Source organism: Nitrosomonas sp. Nm166, assembly GCF_900112825.1.
GTDB lineage: Bacteria > Pseudomonadota > Gammaproteobacteria > Burkholderiales > Nitrosomonadaceae > Nitrosomonas.
This window is the reverse complement of record NZ_FONE01000046.1, coordinates 1-25,050: the sequence shown is the minus strand read 5'-3', so window position 1 is coordinate 25,050 and position 25,050 is coordinate 1. Positions and strand designations below refer to the sequence as shown.

The 25,050-nt window shown below is 40.8% G+C and carries 26 protein-coding genes and 2 tRNA genes; 9 read left to right on the top strand and 19 right to left on the bottom strand.

Going from position 1 to position 25,050, the window contains the following annotated elements; all coding sequences use genetic code 11:
* Both BM021_RS12455 and BM021_RS12450 read left to right on the top strand, forming a co-directional pair.
* The coding region (locus tag BM021_RS12455) for a transposase (RefSeq protein ID WP_143074347.1) at positions 1-241 on the top strand (241 nt) is incomplete at its 5' end.
* A gap of 279 nt (positions 242-520) precedes the next feature.
* Entirely contained in the window at positions 521-1,030 is a 510-nt protein-coding gene (locus BM021_RS12450) for a CNP1-like family protein (RefSeq protein ID WP_090721353.1), read from the top strand.
* 96 nt (positions 1,031-1,126) lie between these two features.
* On the opposite strand, the gene BM021_RS12445 is transcribed toward BM021_RS12450, so the two are convergent.
* Positions 1,127-1,519 (bottom strand): hypothetical protein, encoded by a 393-nt coding sequence (locus tag BM021_RS12445; protein WP_090721352.1) that lies wholly within the window; start codon positions 1,517-1,519, stop codon positions 1,127-1,129.
* Between the two features lie 376 nt (positions 1,520-1,895).
* Positions 1,896-2,201, bottom strand: coding sequence for a hypothetical protein (locus BM021_RS12440; protein ID WP_090721351.1), 306 nt, complete (start codon positions 2,199-2,201; stop codon positions 1,896-1,898).
* Positions 2,202-2,242: 41 nt separating this feature from the next.
* On the opposite strand from BM021_RS12440, the gene BM021_RS15300 reads away from it, so the two are divergent.
* The 3 genes from BM021_RS15300 to BM021_RS12430 all read left to right on the top strand — a co-directional run bounded on the left by BM021_RS15300 (position 2,243) and on the right by BM021_RS12430 (position 3,471).
* A complete protein-coding gene (locus tag BM021_RS15300) occupies positions 2,243-2,584 on the top strand; it encodes a hypothetical protein (protein ID WP_143074346.1) in 342 nt (113 codons plus the stop codon).
* 252 nt (positions 2,585-2,836) lie between these two features.
* Complete coding sequence (locus BM021_RS12435; protein WP_090721350.1) at positions 2,837-3,157, top strand: hypothetical protein; 321 nt, start codon at positions 2,837-2,839, stop codon at positions 3,155-3,157.
* Positions 3,157-3,471 carry a hypothetical protein gene (locus BM021_RS12430; protein ID WP_143074345.1) on the top strand — a complete coding sequence of 105 codons (315 nt, stop codon included), beginning with the start codon at positions 3,157-3,159 and terminating at the stop codon, positions 3,469-3,471. Before BM021_RS12435 ends, BM021_RS12430 begins: the two co-directional genes overlap by 1 nt.
* A gap of 133 nt (positions 3,472-3,604) precedes the next feature.
* Here the strand turns inward: BM021_RS12430 and cysS are convergent, their stop codons facing one another.
* Positions 3,605-4,984, bottom strand: a complete 1,380-nt coding sequence (gene cysS, locus BM021_RS12425) for a cysteine--tRNA ligase (protein WP_090721348.1) — start codon at positions 4,982-4,984, stop codon at positions 3,605-3,607.
* A gap of 165 nt (positions 4,985-5,149) precedes the next feature.
* Here cysS and BM021_RS12420 point away from each other — a divergent pair, with 165 nt between their 5' ends.
* On the top strand, positions 5,150-5,740 hold the full coding sequence (locus BM021_RS12420; protein ID WP_090721356.1) for a peptidylprolyl isomerase: 591 nt from the start codon (positions 5,150-5,152) through the stop codon (positions 5,738-5,740).
* 32 nt (positions 5,741-5,772) lie between these two features.
* Complete coding sequence (locus tag BM021_RS12415) at positions 5,773-6,264, top strand: peptidylprolyl isomerase (RefSeq protein ID WP_090721347.1); 492 nt, start codon at positions 5,773-5,775, stop codon at positions 6,262-6,264.
* A gap of 38 nt (positions 6,265-6,302) precedes the next feature.
* Here the strand turns inward: BM021_RS12415 and BM021_RS12410 are convergent, their stop codons facing one another.
* From BM021_RS12410 to leuC, 15 genes are all read right to left on the bottom strand, one after another.
* Entirely contained in the window at positions 6,303-7,478 is a 1,176-nt protein-coding gene (locus tag BM021_RS12410) for an O-succinylhomoserine sulfhydrylase (protein WP_090721346.1), read from the bottom strand.
* A 92-nt stretch (positions 7,479-7,570) separates the two neighbouring features.
* Complete coding sequence (purF, locus tag BM021_RS12405) at positions 7,571-9,091, bottom strand: amidophosphoribosyltransferase (RefSeq protein ID WP_090721345.1); 1,521 nt, start codon at positions 9,089-9,091, stop codon at positions 7,571-7,573.
* Between the two features lie 121 nt (positions 9,092-9,212).
* The gene (locus BM021_RS12400; RefSeq protein ID WP_090721344.1) at positions 9,213-9,719 is read right to left on the bottom strand and encodes a CvpA family protein; all 507 of its coding nucleotides are present in this window, start codon (positions 9,717-9,719) and stop codon (positions 9,213-9,215) included.
* An 81-nt stretch (positions 9,720-9,800) separates the two neighbouring features.
* Complete coding sequence (locus BM021_RS12395) at positions 9,801-10,508, bottom strand: SPOR domain-containing protein (RefSeq protein ID WP_090721343.1); 708 nt, start codon at positions 10,506-10,508, stop codon at positions 9,801-9,803.
* Positions 10,509-10,533: 25 nt separating this feature from the next.
* Complete coding sequence (gene folC, locus BM021_RS12390; RefSeq protein ID WP_090721342.1) at positions 10,534-11,829, bottom strand: bifunctional tetrahydrofolate synthase/dihydrofolate synthase; 1,296 nt, start codon at positions 11,827-11,829, stop codon at positions 10,534-10,536.
* A 48-nt stretch (positions 11,830-11,877) separates the two neighbouring features.
* Entirely contained in the window at positions 11,878-12,747 is an 870-nt protein-coding gene (gene accD / locus BM021_RS12385) for an acetyl-CoA carboxylase, carboxyltransferase subunit beta (RefSeq protein WP_090721341.1), read from the bottom strand.
* Positions 12,748-12,781: 34 nt separating this feature from the next.
* A complete protein-coding gene (gene trpA, locus BM021_RS12380) occupies positions 12,782-13,618 on the bottom strand; it encodes a tryptophan synthase subunit alpha (RefSeq protein ID WP_090721355.1) in 837 nt (278 codons plus the stop codon).
* A gap of 91 nt (positions 13,619-13,709) precedes the next feature.
* Complete coding sequence (gene trpB / locus BM021_RS12375; RefSeq protein ID WP_090721340.1) at positions 13,710-14,909, bottom strand: tryptophan synthase subunit beta; 1,200 nt, start codon at positions 14,907-14,909, stop codon at positions 13,710-13,712.
* Complete coding sequence (locus BM021_RS12370; RefSeq protein WP_090721339.1) at positions 14,906-15,523, bottom strand: phosphoribosylanthranilate isomerase; 618 nt, start codon at positions 15,521-15,523, stop codon at positions 14,906-14,908. Before BM021_RS12370 ends, trpB begins: the two co-directional genes overlap by 4 nt.
* An 18-nt stretch (positions 15,524-15,541) precedes the next feature.
* Positions 15,542-16,339, bottom strand: coding sequence for a tRNA pseudouridine(38-40) synthase TruA (gene truA, locus BM021_RS12365; RefSeq protein ID WP_090721338.1), 798 nt, complete (start codon positions 16,337-16,339; stop codon positions 15,542-15,544).
* 50 nt (positions 16,340-16,389) lie between these two features.
* A complete protein-coding gene (locus tag BM021_RS12360) occupies positions 16,390-18,921 on the bottom strand; it encodes a motility hub landmark protein FimV (RefSeq protein ID WP_256207903.1) in 2,532 nt (843 codons plus the stop codon).
* 195 nt (positions 18,922-19,116) lie between these two features.
* On the bottom strand, positions 19,117-20,229 hold the full coding sequence (asd, locus tag BM021_RS12355) for an aspartate-semialdehyde dehydrogenase (RefSeq protein WP_090721336.1): 1,113 nt from the start codon (positions 20,227-20,229) through the stop codon (positions 19,117-19,119).
* Positions 20,230-20,376: 147 nt separating this feature from the next.
* Positions 20,377-21,438, bottom strand: coding sequence for a 3-isopropylmalate dehydrogenase (leuB, locus tag BM021_RS12350; protein ID WP_090721354.1), 1,062 nt, complete (start codon positions 21,436-21,438; stop codon positions 20,377-20,379).
* Between the two features lie 26 nt (positions 21,439-21,464).
* The gene (gene leuD / locus BM021_RS12345) at positions 21,465-22,103 is read right to left on the bottom strand and encodes a 3-isopropylmalate dehydratase small subunit (protein ID WP_090721335.1); all 639 of its coding nucleotides are present in this window, start codon (positions 22,101-22,103) and stop codon (positions 21,465-21,467) included.
* 15 nt (positions 22,104-22,118) lie between these two features.
* Complete coding sequence (gene leuC / locus BM021_RS12340; RefSeq protein ID WP_090721334.1) at positions 22,119-23,531, bottom strand: 3-isopropylmalate dehydratase large subunit; 1,413 nt, start codon at positions 23,529-23,531, stop codon at positions 22,119-22,121.
* 280 nt (positions 23,532-23,811) lie between these two features.
* Here leuC and BM021_RS12335 point away from each other — a divergent pair.
* Positions 23,812-23,886: transfer RNA gene (locus BM021_RS12335), tRNA-Gly, on the top strand.
* 93 nt (positions 23,887-23,979) lie between these two features.
* A tRNA-Cys gene (locus tag BM021_RS12330) sits at positions 23,980-24,053 on the top strand.
* Between the two features lie 502 nt (positions 24,054-24,555).
* Here the strand turns inward: BM021_RS12330 and BM021_RS12325 are convergent.
* On the bottom strand, positions 24,556-24,936 hold the full coding sequence (locus BM021_RS12325) for a transposase (protein ID WP_090721333.1): 381 nt from the start codon (positions 24,934-24,936) through the stop codon (positions 24,556-24,558).
* Between the last annotated feature and the right edge of the window lie 114 nt (positions 24,937-25,050).

The window sequence follows — 25,050 nt, the reverse complement described above, 5'->3', positions numbered from 1 at the left end:
GGTCAAGAACAAACCACTAACGCAACGACAATTACAACGCAATAGCCTGATTGCCAAAGTTCGCTACGTGGTAGAACGAACCTTCGGCAGCCAGACACGATGGTTCGGATCCAAGGCACTGCGTTATCGCGGTAACGCCAAAGCACATGCTTGGCATATTTTACCAGCCATAGCCTACAACCTGAAAAGATTGCCAAAATTGTATGTCGACAAGCAAATACAGGCACAATCATGGGAATAATCCGCCCGTCTAATCCGATAATGATCGGTTTGAAGCGATTATCCCTGGAATTTTTGCGAAAAGCTTACAAAAAGTACTTCATTGCTCACAAAAAAATCTGAACTGAATACGCTTCAGGTAAAGTTATGTTTTTGCAAAGGTCTCGACTCATCTTCTGCGTTTTGGCTCATGCAATACTTCAATCACTTCATTAAATATGAGTAAAAATCTCAAGCAGCGATCAATTGATCGCGGTTGATATTGACATTTTCGCATTACTATTAAATGATTAACCATTTCATGAAACAAATATTTGCTCTGGTTTGCACCTTATCTCTGATTGCTTGTGCCAATAAGCCATTTAAGGATGAATTTGAAAGCGATAAGCCTTGGGTTGAACAGATGGCACAATTACCTGCTTATCCAGATGAAAAAAACCTAATGGCGTTCGATGCAGGTCAAGTTACCAGTAACCGATATTTTGTCGACACAACTTCCATCAAAATAGGCGAAGATGATGTTATTCGCTTTACCTTGGTGGTTAAATCGTCAGCAGATGCTTTAAATGTCAGCTATGAAGGTATTCGCTGCGCCACCCGCGAAAGAAAACTCTATGCATTGGGACGAGATGATAAAACCTGGTCTCAGCCGCGCGTTTCAGAATGGCAAAAACTCGATTTTGTACGGCAATTCTATGCCCAACGGGAACTCTCAAAAAATATCTTTTGTCCCCATCAACAAATCATAAGCAATAAAGAAGAGGCCGTTCAGGCTCTGAAAGCGGGGATGCATCGCAGCATATTCCGTTAAGCAGATGAGAATTTTGGGCATGAATCTTTTTTAGGAAACGATAATTTGCTTGCTTTCAACAGGGTCAGCAAATCAGCTGACCCAATCTGGCTTTCTTTATGCAAATATTGTCGTTAGCTTTACTAATAATCCATTGAAAATGGGTTGGAAAACACCCAAGAAATTATTCAGCTGCATCATGCCTACAATAAGAATCAATAAGCCTCCCGCCACTATTCCATACTTAAGACCCGCTGCAAAATTTGCCGATGCAGGTGCACGCGTATAAGTCTGATTGGAAAAAGCCAAGAATATTTTTAATATGCCCAGTAAAACCCCGGCCGCCACACATCCCAAGAATAAATGTAATGCACAAAGAACCTTGGCTGTTAAATTTTCTTCAGCCAGCTCAAGGCTTGCGAAGCGAAGGCAAATAATAATTATAAACAATAAAATGAGAGAGTTCCAGAAACCTCCAAATCTCCCTCTAATCTCACTTTCCATACTCATATCTCTCTCCCTTTAAAATCAATAATGACAAAGCAAATTTAATTAATAAATCATTTGCATGCGTATTTTTTAAAATCTGCCCGATGAATAAATCAACTCCAAGTAAATGCGAATCTAGCATTCAAGCTACTGATATTTTTATACTTTAAACACTTGGAGCCTAATAATTATAGCCAAATTAGAATTGATTGTTACTGTCAGCAATAAATTTATCTGACATAGATATTATTCTTTATGCCTCTAAATCATTTTCAGCTTAATCTGATTGTGCGACAAATACGCATTGAGCAAGTCAATCAGATTAAGAGATTAACTCCGGTTTATGTAAGGAATCGCACAGAACAATATGATGATAAAGAGAATTATATTGTCTATATTAGTAGAGTACTAACATGCATAAAATCAATTTAATATTTATCGTTTTTCCTCTTTTTTGGCTTTTAAGTGCTTCCGTTTTAGCACAATCTACTCCATCACTTGAAAAGTATAATGACAGAAAGAATATAAGCCAGAGCTTACCATCCAATTCTTCCGTCAGCACTGATGCGAGGATGCAAAATAACCCTGCTTTAGTAAATCCCCGCAGTCCCGCGGGTATAAATCCAAATCCGTCGCCAGTATACCCTTCCAGCCCATCGGCATTTAGCCCGAGTTCTTCCAAGGAAGATAGCAGCACAGGCAATACGACTCCAATGAATAAGTAATTGAGGGAAATAAAATAATATGGCTAAAAATATCGATATCGGTCCACATACTAATGCGCCTTGCTTAGAGCCGGCTCCACCCAAGAGCACCATTCCGGAAGATATATCCATTCAATATAGTCATTCGGATAACCCCCATGACACTACTCCTTCTGAGCGAAAATTTTCAAGAAAAATTTCTTCTGGTAACACTACCTCCTCAGAGAATTCATCTTCGCTAAGGAATTCTTCTAAAACAGATCCACCAAAAAATAAAAAATTCATTGCAGAACCTCCTCTTACAAAGGATCAATGTGAAAACCTTCCGTCTGCGCTTTCTACTAATGATGAAACTTCTTCGCAACACACGCCGCGAGAATAACTCTTCTCCAAAGAAACCGTCTTATAGGTTCGCTCATGCGGGATTTTGATATCTTCAGAAAATGCTTCATGCACTTGGTAGCGCTGTCCCAAAACCAGCATCTAATCATCCTGTTTGCTGTTAAGAACGGATGATCAATCTCTTAAGCCTTATTTTAAGGAGATTTTTTAGGATTATGTGTGGTAACTAACGGACAAAATTATAAACTTGACTCATGATAAAAACTCCTTCTGATAAATAGGAGTTTTTATCATGAATAAATATAAGGAGTTATTTATAAATATTCTCATCCTTTCAATTTTTATCTTACCTGCTACCTCTGCTCTTGCTGAATCCGCACAACAACAAGGCACACAGCAACAAAATGAGACATATGAAAAACAGAAAGTAGAGAAGTTAGACTCTGGACGTTATAACCAGTTAAAAAGTGATACAGATCCCAAAGGAAGAACTCCTGAAAATAAGGGAAATTTTGATCCTAATGTTCCACAAGGAGAAGGCATTGAACATCCGCCCGCCAGGAAAGCTCAGCCCGATACCAGCAATCCGGCCCCTTCAGGAACAGGAAATTAATGATGAGAGAAAAGGGTATGATAATAGATCTTGATTCTGAAGAAAGTTTCAAGAATCCTATCGATTCAGATATGGCATATCCTGAAAAGAAGCTTTTTGGTAATTTTCCTTTAAAAGAATTCTTTCCTGATGAGAATCTGCCTGAAGAATTTCCATCAGAACAAAAACCTAACGAAGAGTTGCCAGAAGATATGCCTTATGAAGTGCATATCCCTGACGATTCTCCTCATCGAAAAAAAATTCCTGAAGAAAAACCTATTAAAGAAAGTCCCGGAGAACAGGTTCCTCTTGAAAGAACAAATTTTAGTGATTAAGCAAAATTATCTCAAAAATCTATGATAGCCCGCTTTCTGCGGGTTTTTATTTCTTCAAGTTGAAGCAAATTATTTAAGATTAGAGAAAGTGATCTTATACAAGAACTTATTAATTTAGATAAATTCTTGATAATTATTGACATCGCCAAGTAGTTCCCTGTGGGTTATCTTCCAAAATGATCCCCTGTTCCAAAAGATTTTTACGAATAATATCAGCATCTGAGTATCTACCTTCTTTGCGAGCGTTGATCCGTTGCTGAATCAATCGTTCAATCTCATCTGGAATTAAGGGATCTGGATTACTTATAATAGTTTTATTTTGTAAATAATCTTTCGGATTCTGCTGTAGCAAACCTAGGAAACCACCAAGCATTTTTAATAAATTTGCGTTTTCCTTTGAACCCGTTTTATTGATTTCACTGGCGAGTTCAAATAATACAGCAATTGCTTCGGGCGTATTGAAATCATCATTCATGGCACTTCTGAATTTTTGCGCATAAGCATTATTCCAATTAATTGTTATATTAGCCGATTCAATTCCCCTGAGCGCGATATACAAACGATCCAGCGCAAGCTTTGTATCTTTGAGATGTTGATCTGAATAATTCAATGGGCTGCGGTAATGAGCGCGCAAAATAAAAAAACGTACTACTTCGGCTTGATAATGTTTGAGTATTTCTCGAACAGTAAAAAAATTACCTAAAGATTTTGACATTTTTTCATTATCAACACGAACAAATCCATTATGCATCCAATAATTTACAAAGGGATGATTATGCGCACCTTCACTTTGTGCAATTTCATTTTCATGATGTGGAAATTGCAAATCCTGGCCTCCGCCATGAATATCAAATTGTATGCCTAAGAGTTGTTCACTCATCGCTGAACACTCAATATGCCAGCCCGGACGCCCTTTTCCCCAAGGTGAATCCCAAAATGGCTCCCCCGGCTTTGCCGATTTCCATAATACAAAATCTAGCGGGTCTTTTTTATTTATATCGATCTCAATACGCTCGCCAGCGCGGAGATCATCCAATGATTTACCAGAAAGTTTTCCATAATTTGGAAAGTTATGTACCGAGTAATAGACATCACCATTACTGGCAGGATAAGCAAGTTCTTTTTCAACTAATATATTAATCATGCTGATCATATGCTCAACATACGCTGTCGCTCGTGGCTCATAAGTAGGTGGCAAGACACCCAATGCCAAAGAGTCTTCATTCATAGCCTGTATAAACCGATCCGTTAGGTCCTCAATAGATTCGTTATTTTCTTTGGCCCGTTTGATAATTTTATCGTCAATATCAGTAATATTCCGTACATAACTCACAGCAAAATTATTCGCTTTAAACCAGCGAATAACAGTATCAAATACAACCAGAACCCTCGCATGCCCTAAATGACAATAGTCATAAACAGTCATACCACAAACATATATTTTTACTTCTCCAGGTACGAGAGGGATAAAATCTTGTTTTTCCCGGATAATTGAGTTATAAATTTTAAGCATAAAAGAGGCTAATAGATGAATTGTAGAACTACTTGTCTTTTTGATAAAATTCTGAATGTTTTGCGCGAATTAGAAATACTAAAAACTTAATAAGTATAACATAGTGGAAGAATCTCACTCTTTATCCTCCTCCATAATACTTATCTTATAGGACTAAACATGCGTATGCGTTTCTACCAGGTTTTATTTTTCTTATGCTTGGTTTCATTCAACTTAAATGTAAGTGCGGCAAACATAAAAGTGGAAATGAGAACAAATGTTGGCAATGTAGTGTTCGAGCTTTATCCAGATAAAGCTCCAAAAACTGTCGCGAATTTCTTACAATATGTTGAGAATGGGTTTTATAAGAACACTATATTTCATCGTGTGATTCCTAATTTTATGATCCAGGGGGGTGGATTTGATACAACTTTTAATCAGAAGCCAACTCAACCTCCAATACAGAATGAGGCTGCGAATGGCCTAAAGAATGAGATTGGAACGATTGCAATGGCACGTACCCCAGACCCGCATTCGGCTACAGCACAATTTTTTATTAATGTTGCAAATAACGCTTTTCTTAATTATAAAGCACCTAACCAAAGTGGATATGGTTATACTGTGTTTGGAAAGGTAATCAACGGCATGGATGTGGTGCATAAAATTGCATCAATACCAACGGGTTCTGGTGGTCCTTTCTCAAGTGATGTACCCAAAAGCAGCGTGATCATCGAGGATATGATTAAATTACCTCCTCTTGATAAGAATGTGCAATAAAAAGATTACAAACTAAATTAAAAAGGATTTATATGGTTAAATTGCAAACTAACTTTGGTGTTATAAAGCTTGAGCTTGATCGTGAAAAAGCACCTGAAACCGTACAGAATTTTTTGAACTATGTAAGCAATGGTTTTTACGACAATACATTATTCCATCGCGTTATTGATGATTTTATGATTCAAGGTGGTGGCTTTGAACCTGGAATGAAGCAAAAGAAAACACAAGCACCGATTCAAAATGAAGCTGCTAACGGGCTCAAGAATGAGGCTTATACTATAGCAATGGCCCGTACCGCTGATGTACATTCTGCAACAGCCCAGTTTTTTATTAATGTGACCAACAACGGGTTCCTCAATTATAAATCTCCATCACCGCAAGAGTATGGTTATTGTGTGTTTGGAAAAGTACTTGAAGGTCAAGATGTAGTTGATAAAATAAAAAAAGTTAAGACAGGAAATTATGCAGGTCATCAGAATGTTCCGCTCGAGGATGTCATCATCGAGAAAGCTGAAGTCATATAATACTTGTAGCTTGTCACTTCTTATTATACCGGAGAGACTCACGATAACCCGCGCGCTAAGTCCGCTTGAAGATCCTGCACAGCCTCTAACCCTACTGCGATGCGTAGTAATCCATCTGATATACCCGCTGCATCCCGCGCTTCTTGACTGATCCGAGCATGGGTTGTGGTTGCGGGATGCGTCAGCGTACTTTTAGCGTCACCCAAATTAGCAGTTATCGAAATCAGACGCGTAGAGTCAATGACGCGCCAAGCTGCGTCTCTACCTCCTTTCACTTCAAACGTAACAATCCCCCCTCCTGATCTTTGTTGGTGTTTTGCCAGTTCATACTGCGGATGAGAATTCAAGCCAGGGTAAAATACGCGTGTAACATTAGGTTGAGATTCAAGCCATCGGGCCATTTGTAACGCATGCACCGAATGTGCTTCCATGCGTATTTTAAGTGTCTCAAGACCTTTCAGTATGACCCAGGCATTAAATGCGCTCAGTGTCGGTCCGGCTGTACGCAAGAATCCATATATACCACCTTCCATCAGCAAATCTCGGCTACCTAATACCGCACCTCCTAATACTCTGCCTTGTCCATCTAAATACTTAGTTGCAGAATGGATAACGATATCAGCTCCCAATTCGAGCGGTTTTTGCAGAATAGGTGTACAAAAACAATTATCCACTACCAGCCAAATGCCAGTTTTCCTAGCAATTTTTGATAATTCTGTGATATCGGAGATTTCCATTAATGGATTAGACGGCGTTTCGAGAAAAAAAAGCTTGGTGTTGGGTCTTATGGCAGTTTCCCATGAATTAACATCGGTAGCTGACACAAAAGTGGTATCAAGGTTAAATTTCTTCAATATGTTATTGAATAAGTTGACAGTGGCACCGAATAAACTGCGAGAAGCTACAATATGATCTCCCGCAGATAGTAATCCCATCACACAGGCGAGTATTGCTGACATGCCAGAAGAAGTTGCTATACAAGCTTCCGCTCCTTCAAACATGGCTAACCGTTCTTCAAATGCTGTTACAGTTGGATTAGTAAAACGCGAATAGATATTACCAGGCTCATTTCCAGAAAAACGTGCGGCCGCCTGAGCAGCGCTATCAAAGACAAAACTTGAAGTTAGATACATCGCCTCAGAATGCTCATTAAATTGACTGCGGTGAATACCGGTATGGAGAGCAAGTGTTTCTGGTTGCAGATGATCAGACATAACTATAAACCTCAAGCGATAGCAAATTATACAATTTGAGAGTCACTTATTATGAAAAGACAGAATGAACAACTTCTCAGTTTTTTCTAAAACTAGTCAGAGACAACTAAACTTAAATCAAGTTGAGTACTAGATCTGGGTTGTGACAAAGAGAGACTTGAATTTCTCTGAAGTTCTAGAGTATGTAAATACTCAGATGTCACATCACCCGTAATGTAATTTCCATCAAAACATGAAGTCTCAAATTTCTTAATTGTGGTGGACATTTTTGAAACGGCATGATTGAGCGCATCCAGATCTTGGAAAATAAGATAATCAGCACTAATTTCATTACAAATCTCCTCAGTGCTACGATCTGTTGCAATTAATTCCTGCCGGGTTGGCATATCGATACCATAAACATTGGGATATCTAACGGGCGGTGCGGCCGAAGCAAAGTAAATTTTATTCGCACCTGCTTCGCGAGCCATCTGAACAATTTCACGGCTTGTAGTGCCACGAACAATTGAGTCATCAACAAGTAAAACATTTTTACCACGAAATTCTATGCTCATAGCATTTAATTTTTGCCGTACTGATTTACGTCGTTGTTGCTGACCCGGCATAATAAAGGTACGCCCGACATAGCGATTCTTAACAAAGCCCTCACGAAAATTAACTCCTAATTGATTAGCGAGCTGTAAGGCACTGGGGCGGCTTGAGTCCGGTATTGGAATAACGACATCGATATTTAAATGGCGCATTGATTTAGTAATCTTCTCAGCGAGATATTCTCCCATATTCAATCTCGCTTCATACACAGAGATACCATCAATTACTGAATCAGGTCGAGCCAAGTAAACATACTCAAAAATACAAGGATGAAGTGAGTGTTTTGTGGCGCATTGTTTGTTATAAAAATTACCTGTCTCATCAATAAAAATTGCTTCACCTGGCCCTACATCACGGATAAGCTTAAAACCCAGGGTATCTAAGGCAGCACTTTCTGAAGCAATTAAATATTCCTCGCCTAGTTCATTTTCGATACTACCAAACACTAAAGGTCGTATTCCATAAGGATCACGAAAAGCTAACAGACCGTAGCCAGCAATCATAGCCACTACAGCATAAGCCCCTCTACATCGCTTATATACACCGGATACAGCAGCAAAGATGGTCTCAGGGTCCAGTTGATGATTACGAGTACTTGCTTGTAATTCGTGAGCCAATACATTCAGTAGCACTTCAGAATCTGAATTCGTATTGACATGCCGTAGATCAGCCCTAAATAATTCCTGACTTAATTGCTCAGCATTTGTCAAATTCCCATTATGACCTAACACAATACCAAAAGGTGAATTCACATAAAAAGGCTGCGCTTCAGCGAAAGAATTTACAGATCCAGCGGTAGGATAACGCACATGGCCGATGCCCATGTTACCTGTGAGTGATCGCATATTTCTTGTACGAAACACATCGCGCACCAAACCACAACCTTTATGCATGTGAAAGGTATTACCTTGCGCTGTTACTATACCGCTCGCATCTTGTCCACGATGCTGTAGCATTAATAAGCCATCATAAAGCAACTGATTAACTGGGGATTGTGCAACGACGCCGAGAATTCCACACATAGAAATGCTCCGTAATTTTCGCCTATCAGCCTAAGAACATAAATTTATAACCATAAAAAAGGCTACTTCTAAGAACATATTGCCAGCAGGCATATCTAAAATTCTTTGACACCGAATGATATTAAGAATTTTCTTCTCTTTTGTAATTAATACGCTTTGCCAGATCATTGGGTAGCCAAGGCAAAACTTGCACCGCTACTGCCTCCAATGGACGGCTTAAAACGGCCTGCTGCCAGAACCCCTGGTTGGGAATTGTTGTCAGTCCTGCGATTAAGACTATGAGCGTAACAATAATCAATGCTCTTAAAAAGCCAAATACCGAACCCAGTAATCGATCGATAAACCCTAATCCAATGCCTTTAATGAATGTAGTTAACAACATGGTTACCAAAGCTGTCATCAGCAGTACTGAGAGGAATGCCAGAACAAATGCAATTGAGAATCTCAGTGTCTCGCCCGCTATCTCTGCAGGGATAAATTGCTCAAAATATGAAGCATAAGCGCCAGCAATTATAAACGCTACTATCCAGCCAACCATAGAAAGCGCTTCTCGAATAAATCCTCTAATAATACTTAAAACGATCGATACAATAAAAATACTGAAAACGACGTAATCAAAAGCAGTCATCGATAAAATTGGTATAGCTCCTGTTACTTAGCAAATATATTAAAATTTAAGGTATTAAGTTTAAATCTTAATTAGCAGAATCTATCTAGGAGTTATTACCCCATCAAATCCAAGTTTCTTTAATTTTTTCAACTCGCTCTCAGCAGCATTGCGAGCCGTAAATGGCCCAATTCGTACACGAGTTATCTCGGCATCACCGGTTCTGAACGTTTCGGTATAAGCTTTCAATCCATTAGATATCAGGTTCTCTACTTGTTGTTTAGCTTTTAACTGATCAGAAAATGCACCCAGCTGTATCACAAATCCTTTTGAGGTATCTGCCGCCGCTGTTGCATTTTTTGATGTATCCATCGCTACCGCTGCGTTATTTGTAGCATTTGTAGTTATCGTGTTGACATTCTTTGTTTCAGCCAAATATTTTCTATCAACTCTCGGCTTAATACCAGGAAGGGGAATGCGGCTGCGCTCACCCAGTATTTCTGTATTTTCTTCAATGATCTGCTGGTAAGTTTCAGGTTTATCTTGTAAATCAGCTGGCAGGTCAATTTTATTGAATGTTTCGAGCCTCTTTAATTCTTCTTTTTGCGGCAATGCAGCATTCGATTCATTGTTTTTGCTGAACGTTGGCAAATTAATCGCAATTTCATGCTGCTCATTTTCTGGCTTAGGTTCATCGAAAATAATTGGCAGAACAATTACAGAGAAGACCACCAGAACAATTGCGCCGACTAAACGCCTTCTGGCGCGTTTTCTTAGCAAGAATTCTTCTTCGCTAATATTTTTACTCATTGAAAATACCTGCTTATCACTTACCTTAGAGCGTGTTCAAATGCCGCAACACATCACTCACAGTATAAAAAGACCCAAATACGCAAATTCTATCATTTTTGGTAGCCTGTTCACACGCAAAAACTAATGCTGCCGCACAGTCTGAAAACTGATAGACGATGTTCTTTTCATTCACAACGCCAGCGTTATGAATCTCATTAATTAAATAGTCTACAGTTGCAGTACGGGCAGAATGGACAGTTGAGACTAACCAGCAATCAATATCATTTCTTAGCGCTTTTACAACGCCGGCTATATCTTTATCCTTCAGCATGGCAAATATCCCATACGTCTTTCCAATCGGCTTGGTTGCAGCTAAATTGCCAGATAAAACAGAAGCTGCGCTGGGATTGTGCGCCACATCCAGAATGATCATTGGCTGAGTTGAAATCACTTGAAACCTGGCCGGTATTACAGCCTCAAGCAACCCTAGGCGTACATCATTCATACTGACAGGTAATACTTCATTCAGGATATCCAACGCAGCCAGACAAGTACTTGCATTCTGTAATTGCTTTTCACCGCGCAAAGCTGGCAGGGGCAAAGAATATCGCCAACCCTTCGGTCCCCAGAAATCCCATTGGCCATTCTTTTTTGAGAAGCCAAATTCTTTTGTATATTGAAAAAAATTTGCACCAATGCTTTTTACTTGCTGATTAACAGAATCAGGTAATTCAGTTTCTGAACAAATCGCCGGTTTATTTTTTCTAAAAATAGCCGCTTTCTCAAACCCTATCTTTTCTCTGGTATCGCCAAGATATTCAATATGATCTAGGTCAATGCTCGTCACAATTGAGCAATCTGCATCGAACACATTCACAGCATCAAGACGACCACCCAAACCAACTTCTAAAATCGCCACATCAATTTGAGCTTTAATGAAAATACACATGGCAGCCAATGTGCCAAATTCAAAAAAGGTTAGTGAAGTTTGGCAATCTTTTCTTGCGGTGTTTATTTGTTCAAATATTTGGCATAGCGTTTCATCATCGATTTCTTTTTTATTAATACGGATGCGTTCGTTATAGTGAAGTAAATGTGGTGAAGTATAGCAACCAACTTTATAGCCAGTACAAAACAGTATTGATTCAAGCATTGCGCAAACAGAACCTTTACCGTTAGTGCCGCCAACTATGATGACGGGAAAGCTAGGTGCCAATCCCAGTTTCAGTTTGACCTTGTTCACACGATCCAGCCCCATTTCGATAGTTTTAGGATGGAGTGCTTCGAGATAAATTAACCAATCAGCGAGTGAGCCAGATCCTGTCTTTGGTGCATTCATTTAGTATGAGTCACTACTCATCTATAAATATATAGAATATTCAATTAATTAAGATACAGATACAGGGATATGCATCAATTGCGTACAAAGATTGAAGATTTTATCTCGCATCTGCCTTCGATCCACAATCATATCAATTGCACCATGCTGCAATAAAAATTCAGCACGTTGAAAGCCTTCTGGAAGTGTTTGCCTCACTGTCTGCTCAATCACACGCGGACCAGCAAACCCAATCAATGCGCCGGGTTCGGCAATGACTATATCACCGATAAAGGCAAAGCTCGCTGAAACACCACCCATGGTAGGGTCTGTTAGAACTGATATAAAAGGTAACTTGTGATGACTTAGTCGTGTCAGAGCAGCAGTTGTTTTTGCCATTTGCATCAATGAAAACAAACCCTCTTGCATGCGTGCACCACCACTGGCACTAAAACATATAAATGGCAGATGCTGATCAATGCAGATTTTAACACCCCGCACAAACCGTTCACCCACCACAGAACCCATTGAACCACCCATAAATCCAAATTCAAATACTGCAACAACTGCCGGGATAGTCTTAATGGTTCCCTGCATCACAACCAGAGAATCATCCTCATCAGTACTCTCCTTTGCTTGCGCTAAACGATCTACATAACGTTTACTATCTTTGAATTTAAGTACATCGATAGCAACCACTTCAGCACCGATCTCATGCCGACCATCTGGGTCCAGCAGTAAGTCAAGGCGGTTTCGCGCAGAAATGCGATTATGGTAACCGCATTTTGGGCAAACATTTAGATTTTTGGCCAAATCTGTGTAGTATAAAACTGCCTCACAGGTAGTACACTTACTCCACAAGCCTTCTGGTACTATTTTTTTTTCACCAGCTGCTTTTTTTTTAATTTTGGGTGGAATGAGATTTTGAAACCAACTCATGGGCGATGTTTCCTAAGCTATTTATAAATTGGTTTTAATTGCTATCAACGGCTTTACGTAAAGTGCGCAACAAATTTCCAGCATTATCCAGCAGCTCTGCGTCGGAAGATCTTTCGATTTCTTCAATAATCCGACTCCCAACCACCACTGCATCTGCCAGGCCAGCCACTGCTTTGGCTGTTGCTCCATCACGAATGCCAAAGCCTACACCAATCGGTAGTGAAATATAGTTACGCAGGCGTTTCAACATGGTGCTCACATCTTGAAGATCAAGATGCGATGCGCCTGTGACTCCTTTTAGCGAAACATAGTAAATATAACCTTTCGCTAATTTTGCTACTTGTTCAATACGTTCTTGAGGCGTGGTAGGAGATAGCAGAAAAATTGCATTAATTCCCTGTTGGTCCAGACACTGCACCCATTTACTTGATTCTTCAGGAGGATAGTCAACGATTAAGATGCCATCGACACCACAATCTTTTGCTCTGGTTGCAAAAGATTCGTAACCCATTGCTTCCACCGGATTGGCATATCCCATCAAAACAACAGGCGTATCCGTGTTCATTTTTCTAAATTCGGCCACCATGTCCAATACATCATTGAGGTTGACGTGATGCTTTAAGGCACGCTCGGATGATCTTTGTATCGTTGGTCCGTCTGCCATCGGATCCGAAAAAGGTACACCCAATTCTATGATATCAGCACCCGATTGAACGAGCTGATGCATCAACTGAACCGTGATTTCCGGATTGGGATCACCAGCAGTGATAAACGGAATCAGCGCCTTTCGATTCTGGTTTTTTAGTGCAGTGAATGTCGTAGAAATACGATTTACTTTTTTAGTATTATTCTCTTCACTAAAAAAATTCATTAAATTTTTAAAACTCTCCAGGCTAATCTGCATCAATCCGCTCTCAATTCTTCTCAGAAAATTATCAATATAATACTCGAATGCTAAACCACTAGAGTGCTAAACCCGACATCTGCGCAACCGTTGCCATATCTTTATCACCCCGGCCGGATAAATTGACCAGAAGTAGTTTATCCTTAGGTAATGTAGGGGCATATTTAGCCGCATAAGCCAGTGCATGACTGGATTCCAGCGCTGGCATGATACCTTCATACCGACATAAGGTATGAAATGCTCCCAATGCTTCATCATCAGTAATGGCGACATATTCAGCACGTCCGCAATCTTTAAGCCAGGCATGTTCCGGACCAACGCCGGGATAATCAAGACCGGCTGAAATAGAATGTGTCTCAATAATCTGCCCATGCTCATCCTGGATGAGATAAGTACGATTCCCATGTAACACGCCAGGTTTACCCATTGATAAGGTTGCTGCATGCTGGTTCGTATCAATGCCCTTGCCTGCGGCTTCAACACCGATCAGCCGAACTTTAATATCATCGATATAAGGATAAAATAAACCGATGGCATTGGATCCTCCCCCGACACAAGCAATGAGCGCATCCGGCTGCCGATTAAAATCTTCTTGCATTTGCGCCTTAGCCTCATTCCCTATGACTGCTTGAAAATCTCTGACCATCATTGGGTACGGGTGCGGTCCGGCAACAGTGCCAATGATATAAAAAGTATTTTCAACATTGGTAACCCAATCACGCATCGCTTCATTGAGCGCATCTTTTAGCGTTCTGGATCCGGATTCTACCGGTACTACGGTTGCACCCAGGAGTTTCATACGATAAACATTGGTGGCTTGGCGCTTCACATCTTCTGAACCCATATACACCACGCATTCCATACCATAGCGCGCTGCTACTGTAGCGCTGGCGACACCATGCTGACCAGCACCCGTTTCAGCAATGACACGCTTCTTGCCCATGCGCCGGGCCAGCAATGCTTGTCCAACTGTATTATTGATTTTATGCGCACCAGTATGATTCAAATCTTCACGTTTCAGAAGTATCTGAGCACCACCTAAATGCTCAGACCATCTTTTAGCGTGATATATTGGACTGGGCCGTCCGACATAATGCTTAAGTTCATAAGCGAATTCTGCCTGAAAATCTGGGTCGTTATGAAAATATTCATACTGCTCTCGCAAATCTTCCAGCGCTGAAATTAACGTTTCCGCAACAAATATGCCCCCGTAAGGGCCAAAGTGGCCATCTTTACTGGGAAGGTCATAAGCACTCACAATTGTTTAACTCCTTGCATGAAAGCAAAAATTTTCTTTTCATCTTTAATACCTTTTGCAGTTTCGACGCCACTTGAAACATCAACTGCCCATGGCTGGGTTTGCTTAATTGCCATTGCCACGTTCGTTGAATTTAATCCACCAGAAAGAATCAATGGCATTGGCAGATACCGTGGGATGAGATGCCAATCAAAAGCATGTCCAGTGCCTCCTGGCATATCTGCGGCATAGGTGTCAAGCAATAATCCTTTTGCCGTACGATAACGTTCGGCATATTGTAGCAAATCAGTGTCTTGCTTGACTCTGATGGCTTTGATATACGGAATGGAAAATTGGTCACAAAATTCCGGCGCCTCATCGCCGTGAAATTGAAGCAAGTTTAACTTGACAACTTGAATAGTTTCTTCAACCCAAGCCACATCTGGATCAACATAAACACCGACCGTGCAAATGAAAGGCGGTATATTTACTGCAATTCGACGCGCTGAATCCGGGTCAATATAACGTACACTGTGGGGCCAGAATACGAATCCAATTGCATCGACACCAAGCCGAACTGCGGCTTTAGCATCCTCACAGCGAGTAATGCCACATACTTTTACGCGCACTGACATAATCAACAATCTATCGATTTAGTTAGATAGGGATATTCCAGGAATGATGGGCGCCTCAGCTAATTCAGGCATATACCAGCGGCGGTCATATCTGATACCCGTCAAGTACAAGCCTGCTGAAGAAAAGGTTGGCGCTGCGTAGGTACGATTACAGCTTTTCAGCAGCTCACACATCCATTCTGGAGAATACTTTCCTTTACCAATATAAACAAGACAACCGATAATATTTCTTACCATATGGTGTAAAAATGCATTAGCACGCAGCTCAAAAATCAATAAATTCCCGTGACGGGTAATACTTAATCGGGTAATTGTCCGTATGGGGGATTTTGCTTGGCATTCGGCTGCCCGAAAGGATGAAAAATCATGCTCTCCAATCAAGAAGGATCCAGCAACTTGCATCTTCTCCAGCTCAAGCGGCTGATGATACCATCCTACCTTGCTATGATGAATACCTGGTCTAGTTGGTTGATTTAATAGTAAATATAAGTAATGTCGTTCCAGTGCATTGTATCTTGCATGAAACTCATCTGATGTTTCAGCTGCCCACAATATCGCAATATCATTAGGCAGTAATGCATTAACACCGCGGACCCACGCACTGATAGGGCGCTGTACTGAGGTATCAAAATGTACTACCTGATATAATGCATGGACTCCTGTATCGGTGCGTCCGGCGGTAATGACGTGGATTTCTTCTTTTGCTATCTCGGACAAAGCTGTTTCAAGTGTATCTTGAATTGAGCAACCTTCAGGTTGACTTTGCCATCCACAGTAACGACTACCATCGTATTCTAAGATAAGGACTATACGCACAAATAAACCGTCATTCTAAGCCAATTAGTGATACTGATATGCACAGAAAACTACCCCTCCAAACCCTTCAGTAATTTTCTTGCCACTTCCTTTTGTTTTGCATCACCATCCCGAATAACTTCTTCAAGCATTTCTTTAGCCCCTTCTTTGTCATCCATCTCTTGGTAAGCTTTTGCCAAATCCAGTTTAGTTTCGACTTCTTGCCATTGCTCACTTTTTTCATCCAAATCTGATGCTTCATCCTTTTTTTCAGCTGAGTCTATGTCTTCGATATTTAAATTAATATCAGCCAATCCAAGTTCAGGAACATCCGATACTGATTCTGACTTCATGATATCATCGCCAAGTCCTTGCTGTTGATCAAAATCTAAAGCCTCATCCACTAATTCAGGCGCACTAAAATCATTATTAACTGATTTAGATTCGGCATTTATTGTAGGGATTACAATCTTATTAGAAACCTCCCCTTCTGCTAAATCAATACTTAAATCAGCAAGTTCAAATTCTATTGAGTTATCCTTTTCTACCCTTACTCCTTCAGAGTTTGTAGGATTTACTGAATGTTTAGAATCAAGGTCAACTTCTAATGTGTAATCCGGAACATAAATAGCCGTCTGTAAATTCGCAGGATTATCCGATAATTCAATCTCATTTTTGACATCACCATGATCAGTAGCAATAAATTTCTCTCTGGCCAAATTTTGCTTAGTCTCATTTGCGTCATCAGTTAAATCAAAATCAATCTGACTCAAGAACTCCTCAGAATCACTACTTTTTCTGGAATCAGCTGACCGATTGCGATTTTCTTCCAAATCTGACTCAAAATTTAGATCTCTTGCCTGATTATTTGATTGTAAGTCATTCATCCGTACTTCTTCATTCTTATTTGCTAATGCAGAAGCAGACCGGGTTCCGGATTCAGATCTATTCAATTGATTAATATCTTTTTCATAATAAGTTGAGCTTCTCCCAAATTCCTCATCATATTTTTCATTTTCCTGGTAGGAATTGCTATTTTCATACGTTAAATCATCTTTTTCATTCTCTGAAAATAAATGACTGGTCTCAGTAGCCGGTATAGTTTGCGCAGCAACCAGTGATGCCATTCTTGTTTGCATTGCAGAGGAAAAATCGGAATCACTCTCACTTAACTCCGAGTCTCCCTTTGATTGATTGCGACGTTTTTTAAGAATTAATAACAAAACTAGCAATATTAAAATTGAAGCAGTACCAATGTATTCAATATTGCCGAATATTTGATCAATGAATGATCTATTTTCTGTTTCCTGTACAAGCAATGGTTTGGTAACTGCATCTTTTATAGGCGTTTCAGTAGGAGATTGAACAATTAAAGTTTTTTGTTCTTGTGTCTGCAAAGAACTCATATCTGACTTAGAGTCCTCGCCCGATAAGGAGGAGTTAATCGTTTCTATCAGTTGCGCTTCAATTTCGGGAGCAAATCCCGCTTTCATTTGCGCCTGAGCCAAGACAGAATCTTTCAATTCCAATAATTGCTTCAAATTTTCAATGCTTTTCTCCAGCATGGCTACACGCTCATTTGCTTCTTTCAAAGCAAGATTTCGTGCAATAGCATCTTCTTCCATCATACGAAGGTGATCCGCTAAAGCAGGTTCAGGAATTTGACCATCTTTAACCGTTAATTGAATGCCACTTGACAACCGCAGTACTTCCTTTGGAGATTCATGAGCTGAAACAGAAACAGAATTTTTATTGATACTGGTCGTAATTTTTCCTTCATCAGATTGCCGGAGATGAGCAGTTGATGATTCGCCGGAGATTGCAGTAACTTTGCTCTGATAGCGATGCCAGTCTTCAGCTTGCATTCTAATTTCATTTCTTGCAGTAGATACATCTATGGCTGTAATTTCACTTTTCTCAGGTATTTTTAAAACCGCACCTACCTTAAGTAAGTTCATATTATTTGCAATAAATGCATCGCGATTTGCGTGATAAAGCGCTACCAGCATTTGATTTAAGTCAACACCCGCGGGTAAAACCCGGCGCGCTATTGATGATAAGGTATCTCCTCGAATCACCGGTCCGTAAGTATCTCTTACTTGATTAGAGAGATTTATTGATTTGGATGAATTTTTCCCTTGGCGATTTTCTTTAACATCAGATATTCTCTCTGGGCTTTTGTTTGCTGCAGTGGTCGCTGGAGCAGGACTAACAATAGGCACGACGACACTCTGACTCTGTGCATTCATTTCAACAGGATCAAGTAAAACGGCATATTCACGTAATATACGCCCGGAATCCCAATTCAATTCCACCAATATATTTAAAAATGGATCATTGACAGCCTGCGGTGAAGTAAGCTTGATATAGGGATTACTATTGATTCTCGATTCTATAGAGATTCTGAAAGTTGAGAAATAAGATTCATAATTGATGCCTGCTTGCGCAAAAGCCTCCCGGCTAGCAATGTTAGCCTTTAGAGATGAAACTTCATCATTGTTCGTAGTAACAATATCAATCTCAGCATTAAGTGGTTGTCCCAGAGCTGAATTGAGTTTCAATTTTCCAAGTCCTGCTGCATAAATAGCAGTCCACGGTAACATCAAAATAATTACCAACAAACTTACTCTAAAAGACATTTTATACACTGAGATACCTTCTTAATTTTCTTTGGAAATAAATATCAGTAGGCTAGCATTGTAACGTAATCACACAAGCTAAAATTATGTCTAGGATAATGAATTAATTCATAAAACTTTTAATAATCAACTCAGAAAAATTAAAGGTTGAGAATGCGTCTAGTGCGCAAGCAATATCCGTAACATCCTACGCAATGGCTCTGCAGCTCCCCAAAGCAATTGATCACCTACTGTAAAGACTGATAAATACTCTCCACCCATTGCCAGTTTACGCAAACGGCCTACGGGTATCGATAGAGATCCAGTTACAGCTGCAGGAGTTAATTTTGACGTAGTCGCCTCTCGTTCATTAGGAACGACCTGTACCCAGTCATTGGAATTAGCAATGATCTCTTCTATTTCATCCAATGGTACATCTTGTTTTAATTTAATGGTCAATGCCTGACTATGGCACCGCATTGCACCGACGCGCACACAGATCCCATCGACTGGAATCTGTCGATCAATTCTTCCAAGAATTTTATTGGTTTCCGCCTGGCCTTTCCATTCTTCACGACTTTGTCCATTGGCAACCTCTTTATCAATCCATGGGATCAAGCTACCCGCCAAAGGCGCGCCAAAATTCTCTATTGGAAATGATTTGTCGCGCAGAGTGCCTGCAACTTCACGATCAATGTCGAGAATATTTGAAGCAGGATCATCCAATAAGTCTTTGGCAACCCGATGTGCTTCACCCATTTGGTGCAGTAACTCACGCATATTCTTGGCGCCCGCACCTGATGCAGCCTGATAAGTCATAGCACTCATCCACTCCACCATGCCTTTTTCAAAAAGACCACCAACTGCCATTAACATTAAACTTACAGTGCAGTTACCACCAATGTAATTTTTTACGCCATGATGCAGGGCCTGTTCGATCACAGGCATATTGACCGGATCCAGTATGATGACTGCGTCATCTTCCATGCGCAACGTAGAGGCTGCATCAATCCAATACCCGTGCCATCCGGATTGACGTAATTGTTTAATCACTTGATTAGTATAATCACCGCCTTGACAGGAAATAATGATATCCATCTTACTTAACTGATTGATATCAAAAGCGTCTTTTAAAGGCAGAGCTTCTTTACCAATTTCAGGACCTGTACCACCTTTTTGAGAGGTTGTAAAAAAAACAGGGTCTATCAGAGAAAAATCCTCTTCTTCTCGCATTCTCTGCATTAATACGGAACCAACCATTCCTCGCCAGCCAACAAAACCAACTTGTTTCATTGCTTATCTCTTATCCTAAAATTGACAATCGGTTAATTAAAAAAAATGTATAAATATTAGCTTACTTTACAAATCTGTAATAAATGAGTAGTGCATGAATTCCATCTTATATCTTAATCATGCGCCAATACATTGCTTTGAATATACTTACATAGATGACAATACCGCGTCACCCATTGCATGAGTGCCGACAGATTCCATACCAGGTTCAGCAATATCTTTTGTTCGAATTCCCTGTGCCAAAACCTGCTTAACTGCATTCTCTATCCTTTGTGCGGCATCTTCCTGATTAAATGTATAGCGCAGCATCATAGCTACTGAAAGTATTGTTGCAAGCGGATTAGCCAAATCTTTATCCGCGATATCCGGCGCCGAGCCATGAATCGGTTCGTATAAGCCTTTATTATTTTCATCCAAGGAAGCAGAAGGCAACATTCCAATAGACCCTGTCAACATTGAAGCTTCATCAGATAAAATATCGCCAAACATGTTCCCCGTAACGATGACATCAAACTGTTTTGGGTTCCGGACCAACTGCATGGCAGCATTATCGACTAGCATATGCGAAAGAGCTATTTGTGGATAATCCTTTGACACTTCGGTAACGACATCCCGCCATAATTGCGTGCATTCCAGCACATTCATTTTATCGACAGAGCATAATCTGCTCTGTCGTTTACTGGCAGCCTGGAAAGCCACATGCGCAATGCGCCGTATTTCAGCTTCACTGTATAGCATGGTATTAAATCCGACACGTTGTCCATCGCGTACATCAATGCCGCGCGGCTCTCCAAAATAGATATCGCCGGTGAGTTCACGCACAATCATGATATCGAGACCAGCAACCACGTCATATTTCAGGCTAGAAGCATTGGCCAGTTCCGGATAAAGCATTGCAGGCCGCAAGTTAGCAAATAAATTAAGTTTCTTACGGATAGCTAGCAAGCCTCTCTCAGGTCTTTGCTGACGCGGCAATGCATCATATTGTGGTCCGCCCACAGCCCCTAACAAAACCGCATCTGCCTGACTGGCCAAGCGATGCGTTTCTTCAGGGTATGGTTCCCCAGTTGCATCGACCGCACAGCCCCCGATTAACCCATACTCCAATTCAATCGCCAAACCATCGGCTTTTAAAACTTCCAATACCCGCACAGCTTGCGCAATAATCTCTGGTCCGATTCCGTCGCCTGCTAAAACAGCAATTTTCACCATATCCTAACTTTCAACAATGCCATTTACATAAACAACCAAGGTTGTTCATTACGCCGTTTTTGTTCAAATTGCCTAATTTTCTCTGCATGTTGCAAAGTTAGTCCAATCTCATCCAAGCCATTCAACAGGCAGTGTTTGCGGAAAGCATCAATCTCGAATTTAAATTCATCATTCTTTGGTGTAGTTACTGTCTGTTTTTGCAGATCTACCGTAAGGCTATAACCTTCGGTTAATTTCACTTCTTCAAATAAGCGATCCACTATTGTTGTATCTAGAATGATGGGCAGCAAGCCAATTTTGAAGCAATTATTAAAAAATATGTCTGCAAAACTAGGGGCAATGATAGCCCGAAAACCATAATCCTGAAGAGACCAGGGTGCATGCTCTCGACTTGACCCGCAACCAAAATTTGCGCGTGCCAGCAATATCTGTGCACCTTGATAGCGCGGCTGATTCAACACAAATTCAGGATTTGGTCGGCGCTGTGCCAGATCTATGTCTGGCTCACCATGATCCAGATAACGCCATTCATCAAATAAATTTGGCCCAAAACCCGAGCGCTTGATAGATTTAAGAAATTGTTTAGGGATGATGGCATCGGTATCAACATTTGCACGGTCCAGCGGTACCACCAACCCGGTAAAGGTTTGAAATTTTTTCATTTGGATTCCGAATTGCTATTCGCCTATTTCACGCACATCGACAAAATGTCCAGCAATCGCGGCGGCTGCGGCCATAGCCGGGCTGACTAAATGTGTTCTGCCCCCAGGACCTTGCCTACCTTCAAAATTGCGATTCGAGGTGGAAGCACATCGCTCACCCACACTCAACCGATCGTCATTCATTGCCAGACACATGGAACAGCCAGGCTCACGCCATTCAAATCCAGCCGCCAGAAAAATCTGATCCAATCCTTCTTGTTCTGCTTGTTTTTTGACTAAACCGGAGCCAGGCACAACCAATGCTTGCTTAATGTTAGCTGCTATATATTTGCCTTTGACAATTTGCGCGGCTGCCCGTAAATCTTCAATACGCGAATTCGTGCAGGAACCGATAAATATTTTGTCGAGAGTAATCTGCTGAATCGGTGTATTGGCACGTAATCCCATATAATTTAAAGCTTGTTGCATATCATGGCGCTTCACTTCATCGTTGATGAGAACAGGGTCAGGCACTACTCCATCAATCGTTGTCACCATTTCAGGAGAGGTCCCCCAAGTAACCTGAGGCTTAATTTGCGCGGCATCTAAAATCACTGTTTGATCAAAGATTGCATCAGCATCGCTCTGCAGGGTGCGCCAATAAGCAACTGCCTTATCCCACACATTACCTCGTGGGGCAAAAGGTCGCCCTTTAATATAATCAATTGTGGTGTCGTCAACAGCTACCATGCCAGCACGTGCACCAGCTTCAATAGCCATATTGCACAAGGTCATGCGTCCTTCCATAGATAACGCACGAACTGCGCTGCCTGTAAATTCAATAGCATAACCAGTTCCGCCTGCAGTGCCAATTTTGCTTATTATTGCCAGCGCCATGTCTTTGGCAGTTACTCCTAATCCTAATTTGCCCTCAACGGAGATACGCATGGTTTTAGATTTTTTTATTAATAAACATTGCGTTGCTAACACATGCTCGACCTCTGAGGTGCCGATACCAATTGCTAGACAACCAAATGCACCGTGTGTACTGGTATGAGAATCACCACAGACAACCGTCATGCCCGGCAATGTTGCACCTTGCTCGGGACCAATGACATGTACGATGCCTTGACGCAAATCTTGCATCTTAAATTCAGTAATTCCTAGTTCATCGCAATTCTGATCCAATGTAGCAACTTGCAAGCGCGAAATAGGGTCATGAATGCCATGACTGCGATCGGTGGTTGGAACATTATGATCCGCAACCGCAAGAATAGAATCAAGGCGCCAGGGTTTGCGTCCCGCCAGCTTCAAGCTTTCAAATGCTTGCGGACTGGTTACTTCGTGCACTAAATGACGGTCGATATAGATTGCCGCCATACTATCCGGTTCGTCAGATTCTGTAAAAACCACATGCTGATTCCAAAGCTTGTCGTATAACGTTGACATCATACAAATTTAAAAATTAATTAACGTGCAATTATCCCATAAAGTTTACTGATACAACAATCTAAGACCTGATAATAACTACTCATGAATGATTCATGAATGATTTCATTTCTATGCTATTGATTAGCCCAACCTAGCGCATTAGACCAGCTGATTCGCTAACAGTGCAAATAAACATCCCTATTATCTTCAACTTGTATTTTCTTGACAAAATGCACAGCATCACTATAATCCACCCTTTAATTCTGAAGTGATCTAAATTGCACGAAAGCTTCATATTGCGGGAATAGCTCAGTGGTAGAGCACAACCTTGCCAAGGTTGGGGTCGCGAGTTCGAGCCTCGTTTCCCGCTCCATTTTTAGCAGAAAATGGCCTTTTTATTAAGGAAATCGAGCAGACGCTTACAAGTTTTTCCGTAAAATTTAAACGCATTGAGCCATACATTCATGGCGGGGTGGCAGAGTGGTCATGCAGCGGCCTGCAAAGCCGTCTACGCCGGTTCGATTCCGACCCCCGCCTCCACTAATTGATACTCCAATACAAGTTGCAAGTAATTGAAAAATCGCTATTTGATACGCACTCGATAAATAAGGGTAGCTTTACTATGCGCTGCAACAGGTACTTTCCATTCTGCCAATTCTGCGGCTATTTTCGTATGCGGTAAGGATTCCGATATTATGACCCAGTCACTGTATCGGTTCTTGCACTTATACAACGACGGCTTCTTTTTTGTATCTCTCAAGGTGATCTGATAGTATGGTATGCTGTACCAGCAGCTTGTTGGAAATCGATTTGTGTTGGTCAGCCGATGATATCAAAAGCATTGCCCAACTTGAGTCGTGCCAGTTCATTGCTAAATATGTGGTCAATGCGATCTTCACCAATAAACTGGATACCTCCAAAAACCAGTAAAATTTCCTGTAGTGATTGGCTAGAGCTTTTTTAATCAATTATCAGATATAGAATGAAATAGAATGAAGCATTTTTCATTTGTATGTTACTTTGGTCATTTTATTCATTGAATCTACACATCGGTCGCCCGTTTTTTCCAGAAGCGCAGGCGTTTCATATTATAGACAAGGTTAACCAGACCAATTCGGGTCTGAGCTCGCTTGATTCCGATGGTTTGGATAGCTAATCCCATCCGATACTTGAGTTCTGCAAAGACACGTTCTACCTTGGCGCGAATTTTGGATGCCGATCTGTTGGCGCAAACTGTCTGGCCAAGCATCGGTTTTCCTTTCGGCTTTTTGCGGTGAATTTGTGATTTCAGCATGTTTTTGGACAATATTCTTTCATTCCGAGCAGACCGGTAGGCTATATCTACATAAACTGCAGCTTCTGTGTTTTCCAGGTCTATCAGTTTCTCCAACTGAGCCCCATCATGGTTTGAGACAGATGTAATTCCATTTCTATTTCATAATTGAAATAATAGACGTAACTTATGAAAGGAAGTGTTGTGATGGCGCGTATAGCGAGTGGTAAAGAACTGTTAGAGCAGGCAAAGGATTTAGTAGTT